20 protein-coding genes are annotated in these 17,684 nt (G+C 64.2%); 7 read left to right on the forward strand and 13 right to left on the reverse strand.

Annotated features, from left to right (window positions below; all coding sequences use genetic code 11):
* Positions 1 to 48: 48 nt before the first annotated feature.
* From OEZ49_RS16805 to gstA, 11 genes are all read right to left on the reverse strand, one after another.
* The gene (locus OEZ49_RS16805) at positions 49 to 327 is read right to left on the reverse strand and encodes a hypothetical protein (RefSeq protein ID WP_263389399.1); all 279 of its coding nucleotides are present in this window, start codon (positions 325 to 327) and stop codon (positions 49 to 51) included.
* Positions 320 to 586, reverse strand: coding sequence for a hypothetical protein (locus tag OEZ49_RS16810; protein WP_263389400.1), 267 nt, complete (start codon positions 584 to 586; stop codon positions 320 to 322). Before OEZ49_RS16810 ends, OEZ49_RS16805 begins: the two co-directional genes overlap by 8 nt.
* Positions 587 to 589: 3 nt before the next feature.
* Positions 590 to 835, reverse strand: coding sequence for a DUF2484 family protein (locus OEZ49_RS16815; protein ID WP_263389401.1), 246 nt, complete (start codon positions 833 to 835; stop codon positions 590 to 592).
* The gene (locus OEZ49_RS16820; protein WP_263389402.1) at positions 832 to 1,086 is read right to left on the reverse strand and encodes a DUF2484 family protein; all 255 of its coding nucleotides are present in this window, start codon (positions 1,084 to 1,086) and stop codon (positions 832 to 834) included. The genes OEZ49_RS16815 and OEZ49_RS16820 overlap by 4 nt, the downstream gene beginning before the upstream one ends.
* Positions 1,083 to 2,273: an APC family permease gene (locus OEZ49_RS16825; protein WP_263389403.1), complete on the reverse strand. Its 1,191-nt coding sequence runs from the start codon at positions 2,271 to 2,273 to the stop codon at positions 1,083 to 1,085. Before OEZ49_RS16825 ends, OEZ49_RS16820 begins: the two co-directional genes overlap by 4 nt.
* A 5-nt stretch (positions 2,274 to 2,278) precedes the next feature.
* Positions 2,279 to 3,676: a UDP-N-acetylmuramate--L-alanine ligase gene (murC, locus tag OEZ49_RS16830; RefSeq protein WP_263389404.1), complete on the reverse strand. Its 1,398-nt coding sequence runs from the start codon at positions 3,674 to 3,676 to the stop codon at positions 2,279 to 2,281.
* A complete protein-coding gene (locus OEZ49_RS16835; RefSeq protein ID WP_263389405.1) occupies positions 3,676 to 4,770 on the reverse strand; it encodes a UDP-N-acetylglucosamine--N-acetylmuramyl-(pentapeptide) pyrophosphoryl-undecaprenol N-acetylglucosamine transferase in 1,095 nt (364 codons plus the stop codon). The genes murC and OEZ49_RS16835 overlap by 1 nt, the downstream gene beginning before the upstream one ends.
* A gap of 13 nt (positions 4,771 to 4,783) precedes the next feature.
* Positions 4,784 to 5,947, reverse strand: a complete 1,164-nt coding sequence (gene ftsW / locus OEZ49_RS16840; protein WP_263389406.1) for a putative lipid II flippase FtsW — start codon at positions 5,945 to 5,947, stop codon at positions 4,784 to 4,786.
* Positions 5,948 to 6,113: 166 nt separating this feature from the next.
* Positions 6,114 to 6,320: a 2-hydroxymuconate tautomerase family protein gene (locus tag OEZ49_RS16845; protein WP_164131829.1), complete on the reverse strand. Its 207-nt coding sequence runs from the start codon at positions 6,318 to 6,320 to the stop codon at positions 6,114 to 6,116.
* A gap of 64 nt (positions 6,321 to 6,384) precedes the next feature.
* Complete coding sequence (locus OEZ49_RS16850) at positions 6,385 to 6,774, reverse strand: nuclear transport factor 2 family protein (RefSeq protein WP_263389407.1); 390 nt, start codon at positions 6,772 to 6,774, stop codon at positions 6,385 to 6,387.
* On the reverse strand, positions 6,771 to 7,385 hold the full coding sequence (gene gstA, locus OEZ49_RS16855) for a glutathione transferase GstA (RefSeq protein ID WP_263389408.1): 615 nt from the start codon (positions 7,383 to 7,385) through the stop codon (positions 6,771 to 6,773). The genes OEZ49_RS16850 and gstA overlap by 4 nt, the downstream gene beginning before the upstream one ends.
* Before the next feature lie 123 nt (positions 7,386 to 7,508).
* On the opposite strand from gstA, the gene OEZ49_RS16860 reads away from it, so the two are divergent.
* The 3 genes from OEZ49_RS16860 (at position 7,509) to OEZ49_RS16870 (ending at position 10,088) form a co-directional block, all read left to right on the forward strand.
* On the forward strand, positions 7,509 to 7,865 hold the full coding sequence (locus OEZ49_RS16860) for a winged helix-turn-helix transcriptional regulator (protein WP_164131832.1): 357 nt from the start codon (positions 7,509 to 7,511) through the stop codon (positions 7,863 to 7,865).
* 99 nt (positions 7,866 to 7,964) lie between these two features.
* Entirely contained in the window at positions 7,965 to 8,849 is an 885-nt protein-coding gene (locus tag OEZ49_RS16865; protein WP_263389409.1) for a DMT family transporter, read from the forward strand.
* 54 nt (positions 8,850 to 8,903) lie between these two features.
* Entirely contained in the window at positions 8,904 to 10,088 is a 1,185-nt protein-coding gene (locus OEZ49_RS16870; RefSeq protein ID WP_263389410.1) for a BaiN/RdsA family NAD(P)/FAD-dependent oxidoreductase, read from the forward strand.
* 135 nt (positions 10,089 to 10,223) lie between these two features.
* Here the strand turns inward: OEZ49_RS16870 and murD are convergent, their stop codons facing one another.
* Positions 10,224 to 11,624, reverse strand: coding sequence for a UDP-N-acetylmuramoyl-L-alanine--D-glutamate ligase (murD, locus tag OEZ49_RS16875; protein WP_263389411.1), 1,401 nt, complete (start codon positions 11,622 to 11,624; stop codon positions 10,224 to 10,226).
* Between the two features lie 258 nt (positions 11,625 to 11,882).
* On the opposite strand from murD, the gene OEZ49_RS16880 reads away from it, so the two are divergent.
* Positions 11,883 to 12,353: a nucleoside deaminase gene (locus OEZ49_RS16880; protein WP_263389412.1), complete on the forward strand. Its 471-nt coding sequence runs from the start codon at positions 11,883 to 11,885 to the stop codon at positions 12,351 to 12,353.
* A 128-nt stretch (positions 12,354 to 12,481) separates the two neighbouring features.
* On the opposite strand, the gene OEZ49_RS16885 is transcribed toward OEZ49_RS16880, so the two are convergent.
* Positions 12,482 to 13,318: a GNAT family N-acetyltransferase gene (locus tag OEZ49_RS16885; RefSeq protein WP_263389413.1), complete on the reverse strand. Its 837-nt coding sequence runs from the start codon at positions 13,316 to 13,318 to the stop codon at positions 12,482 to 12,484.
* 168 nt (positions 13,319 to 13,486) lie between these two features.
* Here OEZ49_RS16885 and OEZ49_RS16890 point away from each other — a divergent pair, with 168 nt between their 5' ends.
* The 3 genes from OEZ49_RS16890 (at position 13,487) to OEZ49_RS16900 (ending at position 17,647) form a co-directional block, all read left to right on the forward strand.
* Positions 13,487 to 13,966, forward strand: a complete 480-nt coding sequence (locus tag OEZ49_RS16890; protein ID WP_263389414.1) for a GNAT family N-acetyltransferase — start codon at positions 13,487 to 13,489, stop codon at positions 13,964 to 13,966.
* Between the two features lie 214 nt (positions 13,967 to 14,180).
* Positions 14,181 to 16,025, forward strand: a complete 1,845-nt coding sequence (locus OEZ49_RS16895; protein WP_263389415.1) for an adenylate/guanylate cyclase domain-containing protein — start codon at positions 14,181 to 14,183, stop codon at positions 16,023 to 16,025.
* Between the two features lie 254 nt (positions 16,026 to 16,279).
* Positions 16,280 to 17,647: an aminotransferase class III-fold pyridoxal phosphate-dependent enzyme gene (locus OEZ49_RS16900; protein WP_263389416.1), complete on the forward strand. Its 1,368-nt coding sequence runs from the start codon at positions 16,280 to 16,282 to the stop codon at positions 17,645 to 17,647.
* Positions 17,648 to 17,684: the final 37 nt, after the last annotated feature.

The raw sequence follows: 17,684 nt of genomic DNA on the forward strand, positions 1-17,684 counted from the left end.
CGCACCGGGCATGTAACCCGGATCGCCCTCCGCGAACAACGGCAAAGCTCAGCGCCGCGCCCTGAGCCAGCCCAGCGCGCCCCCGGCCAGCAGCCCGACCACCACAGGCCCCAGCCCCAGAACCGTCAGCGCCGCGGTTGCGATCCCGGTCCAGGGATCGTCCATCGCCTCGGCATAAAGCAGCAACAACGCCAACGCGGCGCTCGACATCAGGCCAAGCGTCAGCACCCGCCGCATCCGCCCGGTCCGGCCCAGCCAATGGCCCAACCAGGCCGCGCCGCCAAAGATCATCAGCGGAATGATATAGAGAAGCAGGTTGTCACCCACGCCTGCGCCTCCAGCAGCCGAAACCCGCGCCGCCCAGTAGCCCCAGCGCCATCGGCAGGCAGAACAGGACGCCCACAATGCCCGGGCCCATCCCCTCCCAGCCGAAAAGTTGTGAATGGAAAACCAGTAGCCAGGCAACAACCACCGCCGCCACCGCAGCCAGCACCGCCCAGATCGCGGCCCCGATCCGCGCCAGCAGAACGCCCGCCGCTAGGCCCAGCGCCAGCAAACCGACCGGTATCAGAAACTCCGGATCCACCGCTCAGGACCTCGGGCGCCGCAGCCAGCGGCCCAGGTAGATCACCGGCCAGCGTAACACCGACATTCCGCCCGCCAACACAACCAGCCCGATCCACGGCCCGTTCTCATAGGTGACATAGCCCAGGATCGAAATACCCACCACGATCAGCATATACGCATTGCGCCAATGATGGTCGCGGCTAGGCAGCATCGCGATGACATTTGCAGCCACGGCCCAAACACAGGCGAGGATGAGGGAAACGCTCATTCCGCAGGCTCCTGTTCACGCCGCGTGGCCTTGCGCCACAGATACCGCAAGGGATTGCGGAACATCGACACAAAAGCCCCCAGCGCCAGCAGCCCCGGCAGCACCCCGTGCTCGTACCCAATAGAGAAAATCAGCACCGGCGCCAGTATCAAGAGCGCAACTCCCGGAACGTATTGCCGCCGCATCGGCAGCATCGCGACCACGGTCGAGGCCAGCACCCAGAACGCGCCCAGAATGATTGACCAGCTCATGTCATCCCTTTCAAAGCAACCGCCAGCGCCGCCAGCGACAGCACCAATCCCACCACCGGGACTGCCATAGGCACCCGGAACCGGGCCTCCGGCTCCCGCCTTTTCTGGACGATCAGCGCCGCGTTGACCAGCGCAAACACCGCCAAGAGGATCGACGAGGTGGTTCCCGCCAGCGTTTCAAGCTGCACATAGAGCGCGCAAAGGATCACCGCCGCCCCGACCAGAACCGTCGCCAGCACCGGCGTGCCAAAGCGCGGATGCGCATGGTGGAACCGGCCCAGCGCCGGGTACCGGCCGCCCAGCCCGTAAAGAACCCGCGCCGCCATGACGATCTGCGCCAATATTCCATTCAGCGCGGCAAAGACCGCGATGGCCGACAGAAACGCCGCATCGCCACCCCGCGCGGTCTGCCAGACCAGCGCCAGCGGGCTGCGCGACTGCCCCAGCTGTTCCAGCGGCACCGCCCGCACCGCCGCCAGCGCCACCAGACCGTAAAGCAGCGAGGTGATCACCAGCGAGATCAGGATCGCCCGCGGCAGAGTGCGCTCGGGGTCCTCGACCTCTTCGGCCATGTTGACGATATCCTCGAAGCCGATAAAGGCGAAGAACGCCAGGATGCCGCCCAGCCCGATGCCGCTCCAGACCGGCGCCACCGGCATCGCCCAGTCGGGCGAGGCCTCGGCCCCCAGCCCGGCCCAGATCACCAGCACCAGCCCACCAAGTTCTATCGCGGTGAACACGGCGGCCAGCGCCAGGCTCTCCAGCACGCCTGCCACTGCCACCAACATCAGCGCCACGCCCAGGCCCACCATCGCCCAGACCGGATCGATCGCGACGATCCCGGTCAGGTACCCGACCCCGCCGCGTAACACCGCCCCCGCCGATATCGTCCCCGCCGAGACCACCGCCAGCCCCACCAGCAGGGCCAGCGCCCGGCTGTTCAGCCCGGTCCCGACATAGGCCGCCTCGCCCGCCGCCTCGGGCAGCCGGGTCGAGAATTCGGCATAGCTCAGCGCCGTCGGCGCCGCGATCAGCCCGGCCACGACAAAGGCCAGCGGCGCCCAGATCCCGGCATCCGCCGCCACCGCGCCCACCAGCACATAGATCCCGGCCCCCACCATCACGCCGACGCCATAGGCGGTCAGCAATCCCAGACCGATACGGCGTTTCAGCGGGGGTTCCGTCATCTCTGCTATCCTTTCAAGCGCTCCGGCAGGTTATTGGCCCATGCGCTGATTGTACCAGCCCCCAGGCAAACCACCATGTCGCCCGGGCGCGCATGTTCGCGCACCAGCCGCTCGAGGTAATCCTCGCTCAGGAGCGCGCTGGCATGCTTGTGGCCCCGGCGGATCAGCCCGGCGACCAGCGCGTCGCGGTCGGCGCCCTCAATCGGGTCCTCGCCCGCGGCATAGACTTCGGCGATCGCCACCACGTCGGCGGCATCGAAACAGGCGCAGAACTCCTGAAACAGGTTATGCAGCCGCGTATAGCGATGCGGTTGATGCACCGCGATCACCCGGCCCGAACTGGCCTGCCGCGCCGCCTTCAGCACGGCTGCAATCTCGACCGGGTGATGGCCGTAATCGTCGATAATGGTCACGCCGCCGACCTCACCCACCTTGGTGAACCGGCGCCCGACGCCGCCAAAGGCCGCCAGAGCCGAGCGGATATCCTCGGCGCTCATCCCCAGATGACGGGCCACCGCCACCGCGCTCAGTGCGTTCGACACGTTGTGATCGCCCGGCATCGGCAGGGTACAGCCCTCGATCACCGCGCCCTCGTAGCGCAGCGCCACATCGAAATGCGCCACCCCGCCCTGGTAGCGCAGGTTCACGGCGCGCACGTCGGCCTCTTCGTTGAACCCATAGGTGCGCACCCGCCGGTCGGTCACCCGGTCCACAAGCGCCCGCACCTCGGCATGATCGGTGCAGCACACCGCCAGCCCGTAGAACGGGATATGCGACAAAAAATCGAAAAATCCCTGCCGCAACGCCTCGATAGAGCCCCAATGCTCCATATGCTCGGGATCGATATTGGTCACGATGGCAATGGTCACCGGCAGCCGGTTGAACGAGCCGTCGCTTTCGTCGGCCTCGACCACCATCCATTCGCCCTGCCCCATCCGCGCGTTCGAACCATAGGCATGGATGATCCCGCCATTGACCACGGTCGGATCGAACCCGCCCGCCACCATCAGTTCGGCCATCATCGTCGTCGTCGTGGTCTTGCCATGGGTTCCGGCAATGGCGACGTTGGATTTCAGCCGCATCAGCTCGGCCAGCATCTCGGCCCGCCTGACCACCGGCAGACCGCATTTGCGCGCCTCGTCCAGCTCGGGGTTGCCCGGCTTGATCGCCGATGACACCACCACAACCTCCGCCTGCCCCAGGTTTTCGGCGCGCTGGCCGACAAAGATCTGCGCCCCCAGCTCGGCCAGACGATCGGTGATTTTCGACGCCTTCAGGTCCGAACCCTGCACCTGGTACCCCAGCCGCAGCAGCACTTCGGCAATGCCCGACATGCCGATACCGCCGATGCCCACGAAATGGATCGGGCCGGTCTCGGGCGGCAGTTTGGTCGCTGCGCTCATCATGTCTCCTTCCCGGTCAGCTCTTCCACCAGCCGCAACAGTCTTTCGGTCGCGTCCGGCGCGCCCACCGACAGGGCCGCATTCGCCATCTGCAAGGCGGCATCCGGGTTCGACAGCACCGCCGTGATCTGCGCCGTCAGCGCCGCAGGCGTCAGCGCGCTTTCGGGGATCAGGATCGCGGCATTGGCGCCCGCCAGCCCGCGCGCATTTGCGGTCTGGTGATCGCCCGCCGCCGCCGCATAGGGGATCAGGATCGAGGGCCGCCCGATCACGCTGATATCGGCCACGCTCGACGCGCCCGCCCGGCTGATCACCAGCTGCGCCTCGGACATGCGCCGGGGAATATCCTTGAAGAACGGCTGCACATCGGCGTCGATCCCATGCGCGGCATAGAACTCGGTCACCCGCTGACCGTCCTCGTCCCGCGCCTGATGCGATACCCGGATATGCTGGCGCAGCTCGTCGGGCAGCGCCGCGATGGCCTCGGGCACCACATCGCTCAGAATGCGCGCGCCCTGACTGCCGCCCATCACCAGAACCGACATCGGATAGGGTCCGGGCGCGATATAGGCCGCACCGGCGCGCTCCAGCACCGCGCCCCGCACCGGGTTGCCCACATGGAACCCCTTGGCGCCCTCGGGCAGATCCGTCGGCCAGACACCGCAGGCCACCTGCGCCACCCGTTTGGCAAAGATCTGGTTCACCCGACCCAGCACGCCGTTCTGTTCATGGATCATCCGGGGCACGCTCAGCAGCGTCGCCGCCGCCAGTGCCGGGATCGACGGATAACCGCCAAAGCCCACCACCACGTCGGGCCGGTCGCGCCGCATCTGCATCGCCATCGACAGCACGCCCCCGCCAATCCGGGGCGCGACCATCGCCTTGGCCAGCAGGCCGCCCCGCGCAAATGTCGCGCTCGACACCTGCACGATCTCGGTCGAATGCGGAAATCCGCCGGTATAGCGCGCGCCGCGCTCGTCGGTCGACAGGCGCACCCGCCAGCCCTTGCGCAGCATCGTCTCGGCCAGCGCCTGCGCGGGGAACATATGCCCCCCGGTTCCGCCCGCCGCGATCATCAGGTATTTCCGCGTCATCTCAACCGCCTGTCTATCCGCGCCCGCGCAACAGATCGCCAAGCTCTCCTTGCGGGCGGGAGCGGGTGAAACACAGAAGCATGCCCACCGCAATACCGCCCGCGATCAGGGACGAGCCGCCATAGCTCACAAACGGCAACGTCATGCCCTTGGCCGGCAGCAGGCGCACCGCCACCCCCATGTTGATCATCGCCTGCACGCCAAAGGTGCAGGCCAGCCCGGTTCCGGCCAGACGGATGAACATGTCCCGCTCGCGCATCAGCCGCAACAGCGAACGCACCACGATCGAGGCATAGAGCGCGATGATGATCAGCACCAGCACCAGCCCGTATTCCTCGGCCGCCACCGCGATGATGAAATCGGTATGCGCGTCCGGCAGCGACCACTTGACCTGCCCCTCGCCGACGCCGACGCCGAACAGCCCGCCCTCGCGGATCGCATTGGTGGCATAGCCCAACTGGGTCGTCGGATCGACATCGGGGTTCAGAAACCCGTCGATGCGGCGGGCGAAATGCTCGGAATTGGAATAGGCCACCATGCCGCCCAGAACCACCACACCGGCCATCAACACCAGCAGCAGCATCGGCGCCCCGGCGACAAAATACATCACGCCCCAGCCGAACAGCACCAGACAGGCCTGGCCGAAATCGGGCTGCATCACCAGCATCAGCACGATCGCCATGCACAGCGAAAAGGACCACAGCCGCCCCGGCGGGCCGTTGATCTCCTGCGCGGCGGCAAACAGCCAGGCCGCCACCACCATGAATCCGGGCTTCAGAAACTCCGACGGTTGCACCGAGGCAAAACCCAGGCTGTACCACCGCACCGCGCCCTTGCCGAAATCGGTGCCAAAGACCGGCAGCAGCGCCAGTGAAACGAAAGCGCCCAGGAACCCCAGCACCGCCAGCCGCCGCACCAGCGTGGGCGACATCATCGAGGTGAGCAGCATCGCAACAATGGCCAGCCCGCCAAAGAACGTCTGCCGCTGCACGTAATGGAACGGGTCGAACCCGTTGCGCGCGGCCAGCGGCGGCGAGGCCGCGAGCCCCAGCAGCAGCCCGATCCCGAACAGGATCAGCACACAGGACATCGACCATTTGTCGAGCGTCCGCCACCACTTGGGAAGAATCGGTTCGCCGCCCCGTTCCGGGACGGCCCCATACACCATGTCGGTCATGACACCACTGCCGTTTGCTGCCTCGTTCGCGCCCCTGTTCGGGGTCTTCGTGCCCGGTTCGCGCCGGATCTGGGGGCAGAGTACTGCAAAGGCGCCAATCGTGCCAGCCTCTTTGTCGGCAGGCGGCATATCTCCGCCCCGGGGCAACCGGGGCGGAATCCGGGGGTCAGACCGCCTTGCGGCGGCGGTACTCCTCGACCGGCAGCCCGGCGATCCCCCAATGCTCCATCTCCACCTCGTCGACGACGACAACCGTGGTCTCGGGGTTCTTGTCCAGCACCTGCTTGAGCAGGTCGGTGACACCGGCGATCAGCTCGGCCTTTTGCGCGGGCGTGGCCCCTTCGCGGGTGATCTTGATATTGACGTAAGGCATGAAAACCCTCCTCTTGGCTCTAAGGAACGGCGCGCCGGGTCGCGCCGCCCGCCTATTCAGAGCGCTATGTCAGCGGCTCGGCATGAAACACCTTGGCCAGGATCTGCCAGCGCCCGTCCTGTCGCACAAAGGTCAGGAAATCGGTGAAATAGCTGTCGCCGATGGCACAGTTCACCACCGCCCGCGCCGTATCCGGCCCGGCAAAGTCGATCGACTGGATACGATCCCGCCGCGCCTCGCCCTTGCTGGCAGGTGACACCCGCTGATCGACCACCGCGAAATAGGTCTCCATGTCGCGATAGAGCCAGTCGCCGCCGCTGGCACAGGCATAGATCGCCTGCGGGTGGAACACCTGCCGCAGCCGGGCGCTGTCGGCATGGTGCAGCCCGTCGAAATAGGTCCCGATCACCGCCTGAACGGCGGCAAAGGGCGCCTCTCCGGTCGTCATGCTCATCCCAACAGCCCCTCGGCCTGCATCGCGGCACGGGCCGCGGGGCGCTCGGCCACCCGGGCCACCAGCGCCTTGAGGTTGGGCACGCCGTCCAGCGACAGGCCCAGGAAATTGGCCCAGTTGGTGACCACGAACAGATAGGCATCGGCCACGCTGAACTGTGCCCCGTTCAGATAGGCGCGGCCATCCCCCAGCATCGCCTCGACCAGCTGCATCCGGCCATTGACCCGCTCGACCGCCGCGTCGCGCGCCTCACCCTCCAGCGGCTTGCCCGAGAAGAACGGCCCAAACGCCTTGTGCAGCTCGGACGCGATGAAGTTCAGCTGCTCCTGCACCCGCGTGCGACCCAGCCCACCAGCCGCCGGAACCAGCCCCGCGTCCGGGTTGCGCTCGGCGATCAGTTGCAGGATGGCCGCGCCCTCGGTCACCGTCTCGCCCCCGTCCAGCGTCAGCACGGGCACATATCCCTTGGGGTTGATCGCGCGGAAATCGCCGCCCGATGCGGTCTTGCCCTCGGCCGTATCCACCTGTTCCAGCTCGAATTTCTCGCCCGCCTCGATCAGGGCGATATGGCTGGCCAGCGAACATGCGCCCGGTTTGTAGTAGAGTTTCATCTGTCATTCTCCTGTTTCGGAAAGCTCCGTGGGCAACAGGTAAGAACGCAGTTACCAAAGTAAACTTGATTTCCACTTGTAACTGAATTATCGGGTTACCCCATGGTTACCAGGTAAACTCCCATGGCGCTCAAGATCACCCGCAACAAGGCCGCCCCGCTACCCGAAACCTGCCCGCTCAGCGAATGCATGGCCATTCTCGGCGGCGCCTGGACGCCCAATGTCATCTGGTATCTCAGCGGCGGCGCGCGCCGCTTCAACGAGCTCAAGACCGACATTCCCGGCATCTCGGCCAAGATGCTGACCACCCGCCTGCGCGAACTCGAAGACAAGGGCGTGATCCTGCGCGAGGTGCGGCCCACCTCGCCGCCCTCGGTCGAATACTCCCTCACCGACCTCGGCCAGGATCTGGTTCCCGCGATCGAGGCGATCGTCGCCGTGGGCCACCGGCTCAAGAAGCGGGACGGCGCAACCGCCTGAGACGCCAGCCTTTTGCGGCGCATCGCGTCGCGAACGGAACAGACGCGCCCTTGCCCCGCCGCCACCATCGCCCGGAAAATCGGGCAGAGGGCGCGACGCATGAGCTATTCGACAGGTGTCATTCTGGTGGCGACCGCCGCCGTGCTCTGGTCGCTCATGGGCCTCGCCATCCGCGAGATCCACGAGGCCGGCACCTGGGCGATCCTGTTCTGGCGCTCGGCGGCGATGGTGCCCGCGCTTCTGGCCTTTTTCGCCTGGCGCAGGCGCAAGCCCATCCTGCCCGCCCTGCGCGCCACCGGCCGGGCCGGGCTGATGGCGGGCTTCGGCCTTGTGGTCGCCTTTGCGGGCGCGATCTTTGCCATCCAGTCCACCACCGTGGCCAATGCCGTGTTCCTCTTCGCGGCCTCCCCCTTTCTCGCCGCTGCGCTCAGCTGGGTGGTGCTGCGCGAAAGCGTGCGGCGCGCCACCTGGGCCGCCATCGCCATCGCCCTGGTCGGTCTGGTGGTGATGGTGCGAGAAGGGCTGGCGCTGGGGGCGCTGGCGGGCAACCTGGCGGCGCTCGCCTCGGCCATGGGGTTTGCGCTTTTCACCCTGTCGCTGCGCTGGGGGCGGCTGGGCGACATGATGCCCGCCGTCGCCATCGGCGGCATGCTGTCGATGGTCGTGGCGCTGGGAATGCTCGGGCTCACCGGCCAGCCGCTCTGGGTGCCCGCGCGCGACATCGCCATTGCCATGGCGATGGGCGCGGGCCTGCTGGCCGTGGGCATGGCGCTCTACACCCTCGGCAGCCAGGTGGTGCCCGCCGCCGAACTGACGCTGATCACCATGATCGAATCCATGCTGGCGCCGGTCTGGGTCTGGCTGGTCCTTGGCGAAGAGGCCAGCGCAGGCACCCTCTGGGGCGGCGCGATCATCCTCGCCGCCGTAGCGCTCAACGCAGTCAGCGGCATGCGGCGAAAACCGGTGATGCCGCCGATGGCCTGACCCCCAATCACCTGACCCCTTGCCAAATCGCGCGCGGTGCGGCACCCCCGGCAGATGCAGTTGAACACGATCATCCTGGGCGCAGGCGCCGCCGGCATGATGTGCGCGGCCCATGCGGGACCGGGCACGCTGGTGCTCGACCACGCCCGCGCGCCGGGGGAAAAGATCCGCATCTCCGGCGGTGGCCGCTGCAATTTCACCAATATGTACGCAGGCCCCGAGAACTTCTTGTCGCAGAACCCGCATTTCTGCAAATCAGCGCTGGCCCGCTACACCCAATGGGATTTCATCGACCTGGTGAACCGCCACGGCATCGCCTGGCACGAAAAGACCCTGGGCCAGCTTTTCTGCGACGGTTCGGCGAAACAGATCGTCGCCCTGCTGCTCTCGGAGACGGAACGCGCGGGCGCGACCCTCTGGCTGAACACCAGCCTCAAGGACCTGTCCCATGCCGACGGGCGGTTCGCGCTGACGGTCGAACGCGAGGGCCGGACGGAACGCCTCACCGCCCGCAATCTCGTGCTGGCCACCGGCGGCAAGTCGATCCCCAAAATGGGCGCCACCGGGTTGGCCTATGACATTGCCCGGCAGTTCGACCTGACAGTGATTGAGACCCGCGCGGGCCTTGTCCCCTTCACCTTCCCCGAGGGGCGGTTTGCCCCGCTCGCAGGTCTCTCGTTGCCCGCCCGCCTGTCGAACGCACGCGCCGCGTTTGACGAGGCGCTCCTTTTCACCCATCGCGGCCTCAGTGGCCCGGCGGTGCTGCAACTCTCCTCCTACTGGCGCGAGGGCGAAGAGATCCGGGTTGATCTCGCCCCCGACCGCGACCTTTACACCGCGCTGCGAGACCAGCGGCAGACCTCGGGCCGCCGCGACCTGAGCACCGAATTGGCCCGCCTCCTGCCCGCAAGGCTGGTCGAGGCGCTGGCGCCGCACCTGGGCCTGTCAGGCCGACTCGCCGACCAGTCCGACAGCGCGCTCCGCGCGCTCTCCGAGGCGCTGCACGACTGGCGCCTGACCCCCTCGGGCACCGAGGGCTATCGCACGGCCGAGGTCACGCTCGGCGGCATCGACACAGACGCGCTCGACGCCCGCACCATGGCGGCAAAATCCCTCCCCGGCCTCTACGCCATCGGCGAGGCGGTGGATGTCACCGGCTGGCTCGGCGGCTACAATTTCCAATGGGCCTGGTCCTCGGGCCACGCCGCCGGCACCGCGATCGCCAAATCGCAGCGCTAGCCGCAGGCGCAGATGCGAGGCTCTGCCTCGCGCTCCGGAGTATTTGCGGCGAAATGAAGCCCGGACATTCCCCATATCTTCATTTCGCTCAAAATACTCCGGGGGAGTCACCGCAGGTGACGGGGGCAGCGCCCCCTACCCGTCCAGACGCTTTTGCACTTCGGCCATGAAATTTTCGCCACGCCGTTCGAAATTGTCATATTGATCGAAGCTGGCCGCAGCAGGAGCCAACAGCACGGTATCGCCGGGCTCAGCCTCGGCCATGGCGCGGGCGACCGCCTCGTCCATGGTGGTGCAGACCTCGCTCTCTGCCTCCAGCTGGAGCGCGAAACCGGCAGCCTCACGCCCGATGACATAAGCCTTCAGCACCTCGGCCAAGCCATCGTTCAGCGCCGCGATGCCGCCCTCCTTCTGCAAGCCGCCACAGATCCAGCGGATCCGCTTGAACGCGCCCAGCGCCTTCAGCGCCGCGTCCACATTGGTGGCCTTGCTGTCGTTGACATAGGTGATCCCACCCGCCTCGGCCACGATCTGGCTGCGATGCGGCAGGCCCGGATAGCTGCGCATCCCCGCCTCGATCGCCTTCGGGCTCAACCCCAGCGCCCGGCAGGCGGCATATGCCGCACAGGCGTTCTGGTGATTGTGCGCCCCCGGCAGCCCGCGAATGTCGCGCAGGTCGATCGACCCCGCCTGCCGCCCCTTGCGGTATTCGCTCAGATACCCCTTGCGCGCAAACACCTGCCAGCCCGGCCCGGTCAGCTTGCGGCTGACCGACACCCGGATCACCCGGTCATCGCCCGGCCCTTCGGACATCTGCCCGGCCAGGTACAGCCCTTCGGTCTCGTCCACCCCGATCACCGCCCGATCCGGCCCGCCCTCGGCAAAGAGCCGCCGTTTGGCCGCGAAATAGCCGCCCATGCCGGCATGCCGGTCCAGGTGGTCGGGCGAGAGATTGGTGAACACCGCCACATCCGGCGTCAGCGCCCGCGCCAGATCGGTCTGATAGCTCGACAGTTCCAGCACCACGACCGACCCCTCTTCTCCCGGCTCGATATCCAGCACCCCGCGCCCGATATTGCCCGCCAGTTGCGAAGGCCGCCCCGCCTCGCTCAGGATGTGGTGGATCAGCGCCGAGGTGGTCGACTTGCCGTTCGACCCGGTCACCGCCACCACCCGCGGCAGCGTGTCGAACCCGTCCCACTCGGGGCCCGCGAAGGACCGGAAGAAGAGGCCGATATCGTTATCCACCGGCACCCCCGCCTCCAGCGCGGCCGCCACCACCGGGTTCGGCGTGGGGTAAAGATGCGGAATGCCCGGCGACACGATCAGGCAGGCGGTATCGTCCCAGACCCCCGCCTTGCGCAGGTCGCGCAGGCCAAACCCCTCGCCCTCGGCCGTCTCGCGCGCGGCGGGACTGTCATCCCAGCACAGCGCCTCGGCGCCCCCCGCGCGCAAGGCCCGCGCCGTGGCCAGCCCCGACCGGCCCAAGCCCAAAACCGCCACCTTCGCGCCCGCAAATCCTCTGACCGGGATCATGCCTGCTCTCCCTCAAATCCATCCGCCGCCACCCTGTACCCAGGCCTTGCCGATTTGCAAGCGGGGCCAGTCGGGGATCCGGAAAAGGAACCTGTTCCGGTCCGTGCGGTCGGGCCATGATCTCGACGTACACGGTCGTTTTCCAGTGCGGGACAGACCGGGCCGTGATATTTAACCCAGAATGATGGACCTGATCGCATTTTCATTCGGCACAGGCCCGCCCCTCCGTCTCACCCGCTCCAGCAAAGGTCGTTCGTCATGACTCGAGATCAAATGATCGCCCATATTCTCGCCGCCAATGCCGTTGCCAAAGGCGCCGCTGAACATGGCCATCACCCCTTCGGCGCGGTGCTCGTCGGTCCCGACGATACGATCCTCATGCGCCAGGGCAACATCGACACCGTCCACCATGCCGAAACCGAACTCGCCCGGCGTGCCGCGTCGGCCTATACGCCAGAGTTTCTCTGGACCTGCTCTCTGGTTACCACAGCCGAGCCCTGCGCCATGTGTGCCGGTACGCTCTATTGGGCCAATATCGGACGGCTGATCTACGGTTTTGAAGAGACGACGCTTCTTGCCCTTACCGGAGACCACGCCGAGAATCCGACCCTGAACATGCCCTCGCGGACCGTGCTCGCATCCGGGCAAAAGAAGATCGAGGTGCTCGGGCCCTTCCCGGAAATCGAAGACGAGCTTGTCGCGCCGCATCGCGATTTCTGGCGGCAATAGACTGCCGGTACCTGCCCTCCGGCTGGCCCCAGCCTTTTCACGCCCGGTTGGTGCCGGAGTTGAAACCCGGGCGGTTCTGCCGCCTTTCCCGTGCAACCAGAGCGACGCTCGGCGCAGGCGCGATCTCGTCAGACACCGCGCCCTTCGGCCCAATCCAGACGCGAGATGCGAAAGACATCAAGGTCGCAGTCCCTGATGCCGCGCCCGAAAGCCTCAGAGACAATCCGGTCGATCTCGGTGTCATCGACATCGCCGCCATCTGGATGCTTTTTGGCCGCGGCCAGCAAGTCGGTCAGTGTCTCGGTTTCGCCTGCCACACCTGCGCTCACCAACAGACCGGCCTTGAACGGCGCCTGAAACAACAGGGACCGGAAATCCAGACAAGCGCCCTTGCCCAGCCTCCATATCTCGTAATCAAGAACATCCCGGCCCAGTTGCTGCTCTGGCAGGAAGTCAGCGAACCGCATCTTTCCGGTCCGAGTCATGCCAAGCTTTCCGGCAACGGCAGAGGACCCCGGATTCAACACGCCGAAGATCACCGCATCGATACTGTCACAGATGTCGCCTTCAAAGGCCCAGTTGATCGTTGCCCGCGCAGCCTCGGTCGCCAACCCGCCTCCCCAATGGCTTCGCGCAAAGCCATAGAGGATCTCGGGCGTCGGCCCGTGGGATGTCGAAGTCAGGCCGCACCAGCCGATAATCGGATCTGACGGCGAAGCATCCGGTCGCTTTTCACGAAGGGCCCAAACGCCATAACCCTCCGCATCCCAATTTGAGTTGTGCCAGGCGATCCTTTGCTGCGCACATTCCAGGCAATGCTCCGGCGTCGTCGCCTTGGCCATGATGCTCCGCGTCACCTCGGGGTCAGACAGCACACGCGCAAACGCGGGCACATCGGTTTGTGTGAAACGCGAGAACACAAGACGATCGGCCTGCGGCGCCAGATCAGATGGTTTTGACGACATTCCGGGATGCTACTCGACACCATGCTATCTGACGAGATGTTATGTTTTGTCGTCCCTGATCATTAAGCTGCCGCACGTCTCGCATCGCTTTTCACATGCGAACCCAGGCGTGTGTATCGCAACGAAGTGGAAGTCAGGACAGGACCGGACTAGTGTCGGACCATGCACATGTTTCGAAATGCCCGCCCGTGTGATGCAGATCGCTGCTTTGAGATCGAGACTTCAGCCTACGAAGGGGACGAAGCGGCGACCCGCGAGAAAATCGCCAAAAGGATCGAAATCTATCCGGAGGGGTTCCTCGTCCTAGAAACCGACGGAGAGGTGGTCGGGTTCATCAATTCCGGCTGTGCGCATGAGGTCGAAATGTCCGACGAAGAGTTCAAGGAGCTTGTTGGACACGACCCCGAAGCGTCGAACGTCGTGATCATGTCCGTCGTCGTTGCCCCCGCGCACCAGGGCAAGGGTCTGTCAAAGGCGTTGATGGTCGAGTTTGTCGAGCGGATGAAACGGATGGGCAAGACCACGATACATCTCATGTGCAAGGAACATCACGTGCCGCTCTATGAGTTGTTCGGATACAGATACATCAGGCCGTCAGCCTCCGACCACGGCGGCATGGCCTGGCACGAGATGTCCATGGACTTGTGATTGTTGTCGCCATGCAGGCAAGGCCGGTCCAGGCATTTCATCCAGCCCACCGCTCGACCCGATATGTCCAAGCCAACCTCCGGCAACCCAGCGCGGTTCACAGAGCGGTTTCGCTAGACCCCGGCCATTTCAGCCAATATTGTTAATGGATAGCCCCTCTGGGTCCGTCCCGACACCGAAAGCAATTTCTTTGGAAAGGCGACTTACAACAATCTTGGCTGCGGATGTTGCTGGCTACAGTCGGCTGATGGAGGCCGATGAACGCAGCACCTACCTTGCACTCCAGATTCATCTCAACGAGATCATTAGGCCGCAAATAGAAAAACATGGCGGCCGATTGATTAAACTCATGGGCGACGGTGTGCTGGCAGAGTTTGCCAGCGTGGTGGATGCTGTCGGTTGTGCCCTGGAAATCCAAGATGAATGCAGAGCATGGGAGGCGTCCAATGAGACCAAAAGCCCCCTTCTATGGCGGATCGGCGTACACTTGGGCGATGTGATCAGCGAGCACGACGACATTCACGGAGACGGCGTCAACATCGCCGCGCGACTGGAAAGCCTCGCCAGCCCGGGATCGGTCTGCATCACGCGGCAGGTCCTCGAACATGCCGCAACGCATTTCAACATCGAATGGCATGATCTGGGCGCTTGCAAGGTCAAGAACATAGAACGCCCCATTCATGTATTCAGTACGGTTCCGCAGACGCAAAATGCGAAGAAGCGTCCGAGCAGGATGCAAGTAACTTTACCCCGGCTCGGCGCGGCACTCTTGCTCGTTGCCGGTGTTTCCGGCGCCGCATACTGGCAGCCCTGGATCCCCCCACAGCCTGAACCGTCGGAACAGGCCGGACTGCGTCAGGAAGACTTACTGCCTTCGTTGGCCGTCATGCCCTTTGAAAGTCTGTCTGATGAAACGGATAAGGAATATCTCGCAGACGGGATGACCGACGATCTGATCACGGATCTGTCCAAGGTATCCGGGTTGGTGGTGATCGCCCGCAATTCGACCTTTGCCTACAAGGGCAGCAACTATGACGTAGGGGAATTGTCCGAAAGGTTGGGCGCCCGGTACATCGTGTCAGGCAGCCTGAGGCAGGCGGGCGAACATATCCGCATCAACGCGCAATTGGTGGACACAGGAACCGGTGCCAATATCTGGGCGGAACGTTACGAAGGGCACAGCACTGAAATCCTCGCCTTGCAGGACGACGTGCGAACCAAGATTGTCGCGGCGCTCAAGGTCAAATTGACCCCCGAGGAAGCCGAATTGTTGTCAAGGCCGATTACTGACAGCCCCGAGGCCTATGACGCTTACCTGCGCGCCCGGCAGCAAGAGAGCTTTTTCACCAAGGACTCGACCCTCGCAGCCATCCGTTTCTATCATGAAGCCCTCGAAATCGACCCGCGCTTTGTAACCGCGAAAGCGCGGCTTGCCTCCGCCTACACGCTTGCCGTGGATTCGAACTGGGTCGCCGATACGAAGGCCACGCTCGAACTCGCCCGCAGCATGGCACGCGAGGCTATATCGCAGGATGAAAACCTGCTTCTGGCGTACTGGGCTTTGGCCCGTGTCTATACACGCAAAGAGCTCTTCGATGGCGAAAAGGCGATCGCCAGTTTGCGCCGCACTCTGGAGATCGACCCGAACTATGCGGACGGGCATGCATCGCTTGCCAACGTGCTGCATTTCACCGGGAATGCCGAAGAAGGGTTGTCGCATATTGAAACAGCTATGCGGCTGAACCCGCAGTCGCCGTTCTGGTACTATTTCGTTCTTGGGGCGAACCAGTTTCAACTGATGCAATACGAAGCGGCCCGGGACAGTTTGGTAAAATCGACCGAGCAGAACCCGCGATGGCGGTCCAGCCGGCTTTACCTGGTATCTGTGCTTGGCCATCTTAATGAAATCGAAGACGCCGAATGGGAAATGGACGAGCTGCGCCTTCTAGGTTTCGAACCCACCATCCAAAACTGGAGCGAAACGATGAAATTGCAGGATCCTGTCTACAACGACAGGTTCTTCGAAGGATTACGAATGGCGGGCGTGCCGGAAGAGTAATCTGCGAGGCGCGAAAGGACCATCGCACACAGGGCTGTAAAGACATGCGTTGGGTGCGACGCATATGATTTCACAAGGGGCGCATCGACCAATCGACATTGCAAGCGCGAGAACGTCTGCTTCGAGCCCAAACTGGTATGGGCAATTCCGCGAGTTTGCACAATCATAGGCGCCATTTTGACAAAGAGCGCTTGATGCAGAGGCAGGATCAACCGACACTGCGGTCAAACTACCGCCCTCTTGGGAAATGTCAGATGGATCTTCTGGACAAAGAGCGCCTGGCACCGTTATACGCCCGAGAACTCGCGCGGTTCCATGCTCGGATTCCAAAATCCATGGCAGCGCGTGAAGTCGCGCGCAGGTTCATGCCCGACGGCGTACCCATGTCATGGATGTCGGCGTTTTTCAGTCACCCCCCGGTCTTTGTAGACGGCGGCGAGGGTAGTGTCTTTCGCGATATCGACGGCAATGAGTTTGTGGATTTCAACCTTGCGGATCTCTCAAATACCGTCGGATACGGCAAAAACGCGGTTTCCAGAGCACTTGCCGACTGTGCCGCACGGGGTATCCAGTATTTGCAGCCGTCCATGGACGCGATCAACGTGTCTGCCGCGCTGGCCGCAAGGACCGGAATGCCGTTCTGGCAATATACGGGCACCGCGTCAGCTGCGAACATCGAGGCGATCAGGATTGCGCGGGCCTATACTCGTCGCGACAAGGTGGTGCTTTTCACCGGCAAGTACCACGGCCATATCGACACCACTCTGGCTAAAGGTGGCAGCCCGGAAGGCAACGAACCGGCCCGCCCGTCCAGCATGGGTGTGTCTGCCCGTGCGACGGCCGATGCGGTTAATGTCGCCTTCAACGATCTGGACCATCTGAAGGCCGCGCTGGGCAAGGGCGATGTCGCGCTTGTCTTGATCGAACCCGCACTGACCAACTGCTCTCTCGTGTTGCCCGACCCTGGCTTTCTGGAGGGGGCATTCGAGCTGACCAGCGCGGCCGGCGCATTGTTCGCCCTTGATGAAACGCATACCCTGCAAATGGCATACGGCGGTTTGATCGGTGAACGCGGACTAAAGGCCGATATCCTGACGCTCGGAAAAGGTTTTGGAGCTGGCGTGTCGCTGGGCGCTTACGGACTGACCCCGAAACTCGCCCGCTTCATCGACCAACATCAGGACAGCGATACTGTGCCCGAACCCGGTATCGCGCTTGGCGGCACGACCTATGGCAACGCACTATCGATGGCGGGCGCACGCGCAATGCTGGATGAGGTGGCCACGCCCGAAGCCCACACCCGCATTGCAAAACTCGGCGCGCGCCTTGCTGACGGCCTTGATGCGATAATCGCCAAGTATGACCTGCCTTGGCGTGCGTTTCGCTATGGGCCGCGGTCGGGTTTTTGCCTGACGCCCTCACTTCCCCGCACCTACGTCCAGGCGTTACGCTCGGTCCACGCCGACTTTTACAACCTTCGCCACACCTATCTTGCCAATCGCGGCATCTGGGACGCGATCGTATCAGCCGGACCCCAAGTCTCGTTCGCACACACCGAACAAGACGTCGATTGCTATATCGAGGTTTGCGCCGAATTGATCGACGAGATTGCCACCGGGTGAGTGTCCGCTTCGCCCGCATGGCTGCCGTCAAAACCAC

It is taken from the genome of Ruegeria marisflavi, assembly GCF_025673445.1.
Lineage (GTDB): Bacteria > Pseudomonadota > Alphaproteobacteria > Rhodobacterales > Rhodobacteraceae > Ruegeria_B > Ruegeria_B marisflavi.

Coding starts and splice junctions, on each gene's coding strand:
- OEZ49_RS16825 (WP_263389403.1), bottom strand. CDS start 2,273: ATGACGGAACCCCCGCTGAAACGCCGTATCGGTCTGGGATTGCTGACC.
- OEZ49_RS16815 (WP_263389401.1), bottom strand. CDS start 835: ATGAGCGTTTCCCTCATCCTCGCCTGTGTTTGGGCCGTGGCTGCAAAT.
- murD (WP_263389411.1), bottom strand. CDS start 11,624: ATGATCCCGGTCAGAGGATTTGCGGGCGCGAAGGTGGCGGTTTTGGGC.
- OEZ49_RS16860 (WP_164131832.1), top strand. CDS start 7,509: ATGGCGCTCAAGATCACCCGCAACAAGGCCGCCCCGCTACCCGAAACC.
- OEZ49_RS16885 (WP_263389413.1), bottom strand. CDS start 13,318: ATGTCGTCAAAACCATCTGATCTGGCGCCGCAGGCCGATCGTCTTGTG.
- OEZ49_RS16835 (WP_263389405.1), bottom strand. CDS start 4,770: ATGACGCGGAAATACCTGATGATCGCGGCGGGCGGAACCGGGGGGCAT.
- ftsW (WP_263389406.1), bottom strand. CDS start 5,947: ATGACCGACATGGTGTATGGGGCCGTCCCGGAACGGGGCGGCGAACCG.
- OEZ49_RS16845 (WP_164131829.1), bottom strand. CDS start 6,320: ATGCCTTACGTCAATATCAAGATCACCCGCGAAGGGGCCACGCCCGCG.
- murC (WP_263389404.1), bottom strand. CDS start 3,676: ATGAGCGCAGCGACCAAACTGCCGCCCGAGACCGGCCCGATCCATTTC.
- OEZ49_RS16870 (WP_263389410.1), top strand. CDS start 8,904: ATGCAGTTGAACACGATCATCCTGGGCGCAGGCGCCGCCGGCATGATG.
- OEZ49_RS16880 (WP_263389412.1), top strand. CDS start 11,883: ATGACTCGAGATCAAATGATCGCCCATATTCTCGCCGCCAATGCCGTT.
- gstA (WP_263389408.1), bottom strand. CDS start 7,385: ATGAAACTCTACTACAAACCGGGCGCATGTTCGCTGGCCAGCCATATC.
- OEZ49_RS16890 (WP_263389414.1), top strand. CDS start 13,487: ATGTTTCGAAATGCCCGCCCGTGTGATGCAGATCGCTGCTTTGAGATC.
- OEZ49_RS16850 (WP_263389407.1), bottom strand. CDS start 6,774: ATGAGCATGACGACCGGAGAGGCGCCCTTTGCCGCCGTTCAGGCGGTG.
- OEZ49_RS16865 (WP_263389409.1), top strand. CDS start 7,965: ATGAGCTATTCGACAGGTGTCATTCTGGTGGCGACCGCCGCCGTGCTC.
- OEZ49_RS16900 (WP_263389416.1), top strand. CDS start 16,280: ATGGATCTTCTGGACAAAGAGCGCCTGGCACCGTTATACGCCCGAGAA.
- OEZ49_RS16820 (WP_263389402.1), bottom strand. CDS start 1,086: ATGAGCTGGTCAATCATTCTGGGCGCGTTCTGGGTGCTGGCCTCGACC.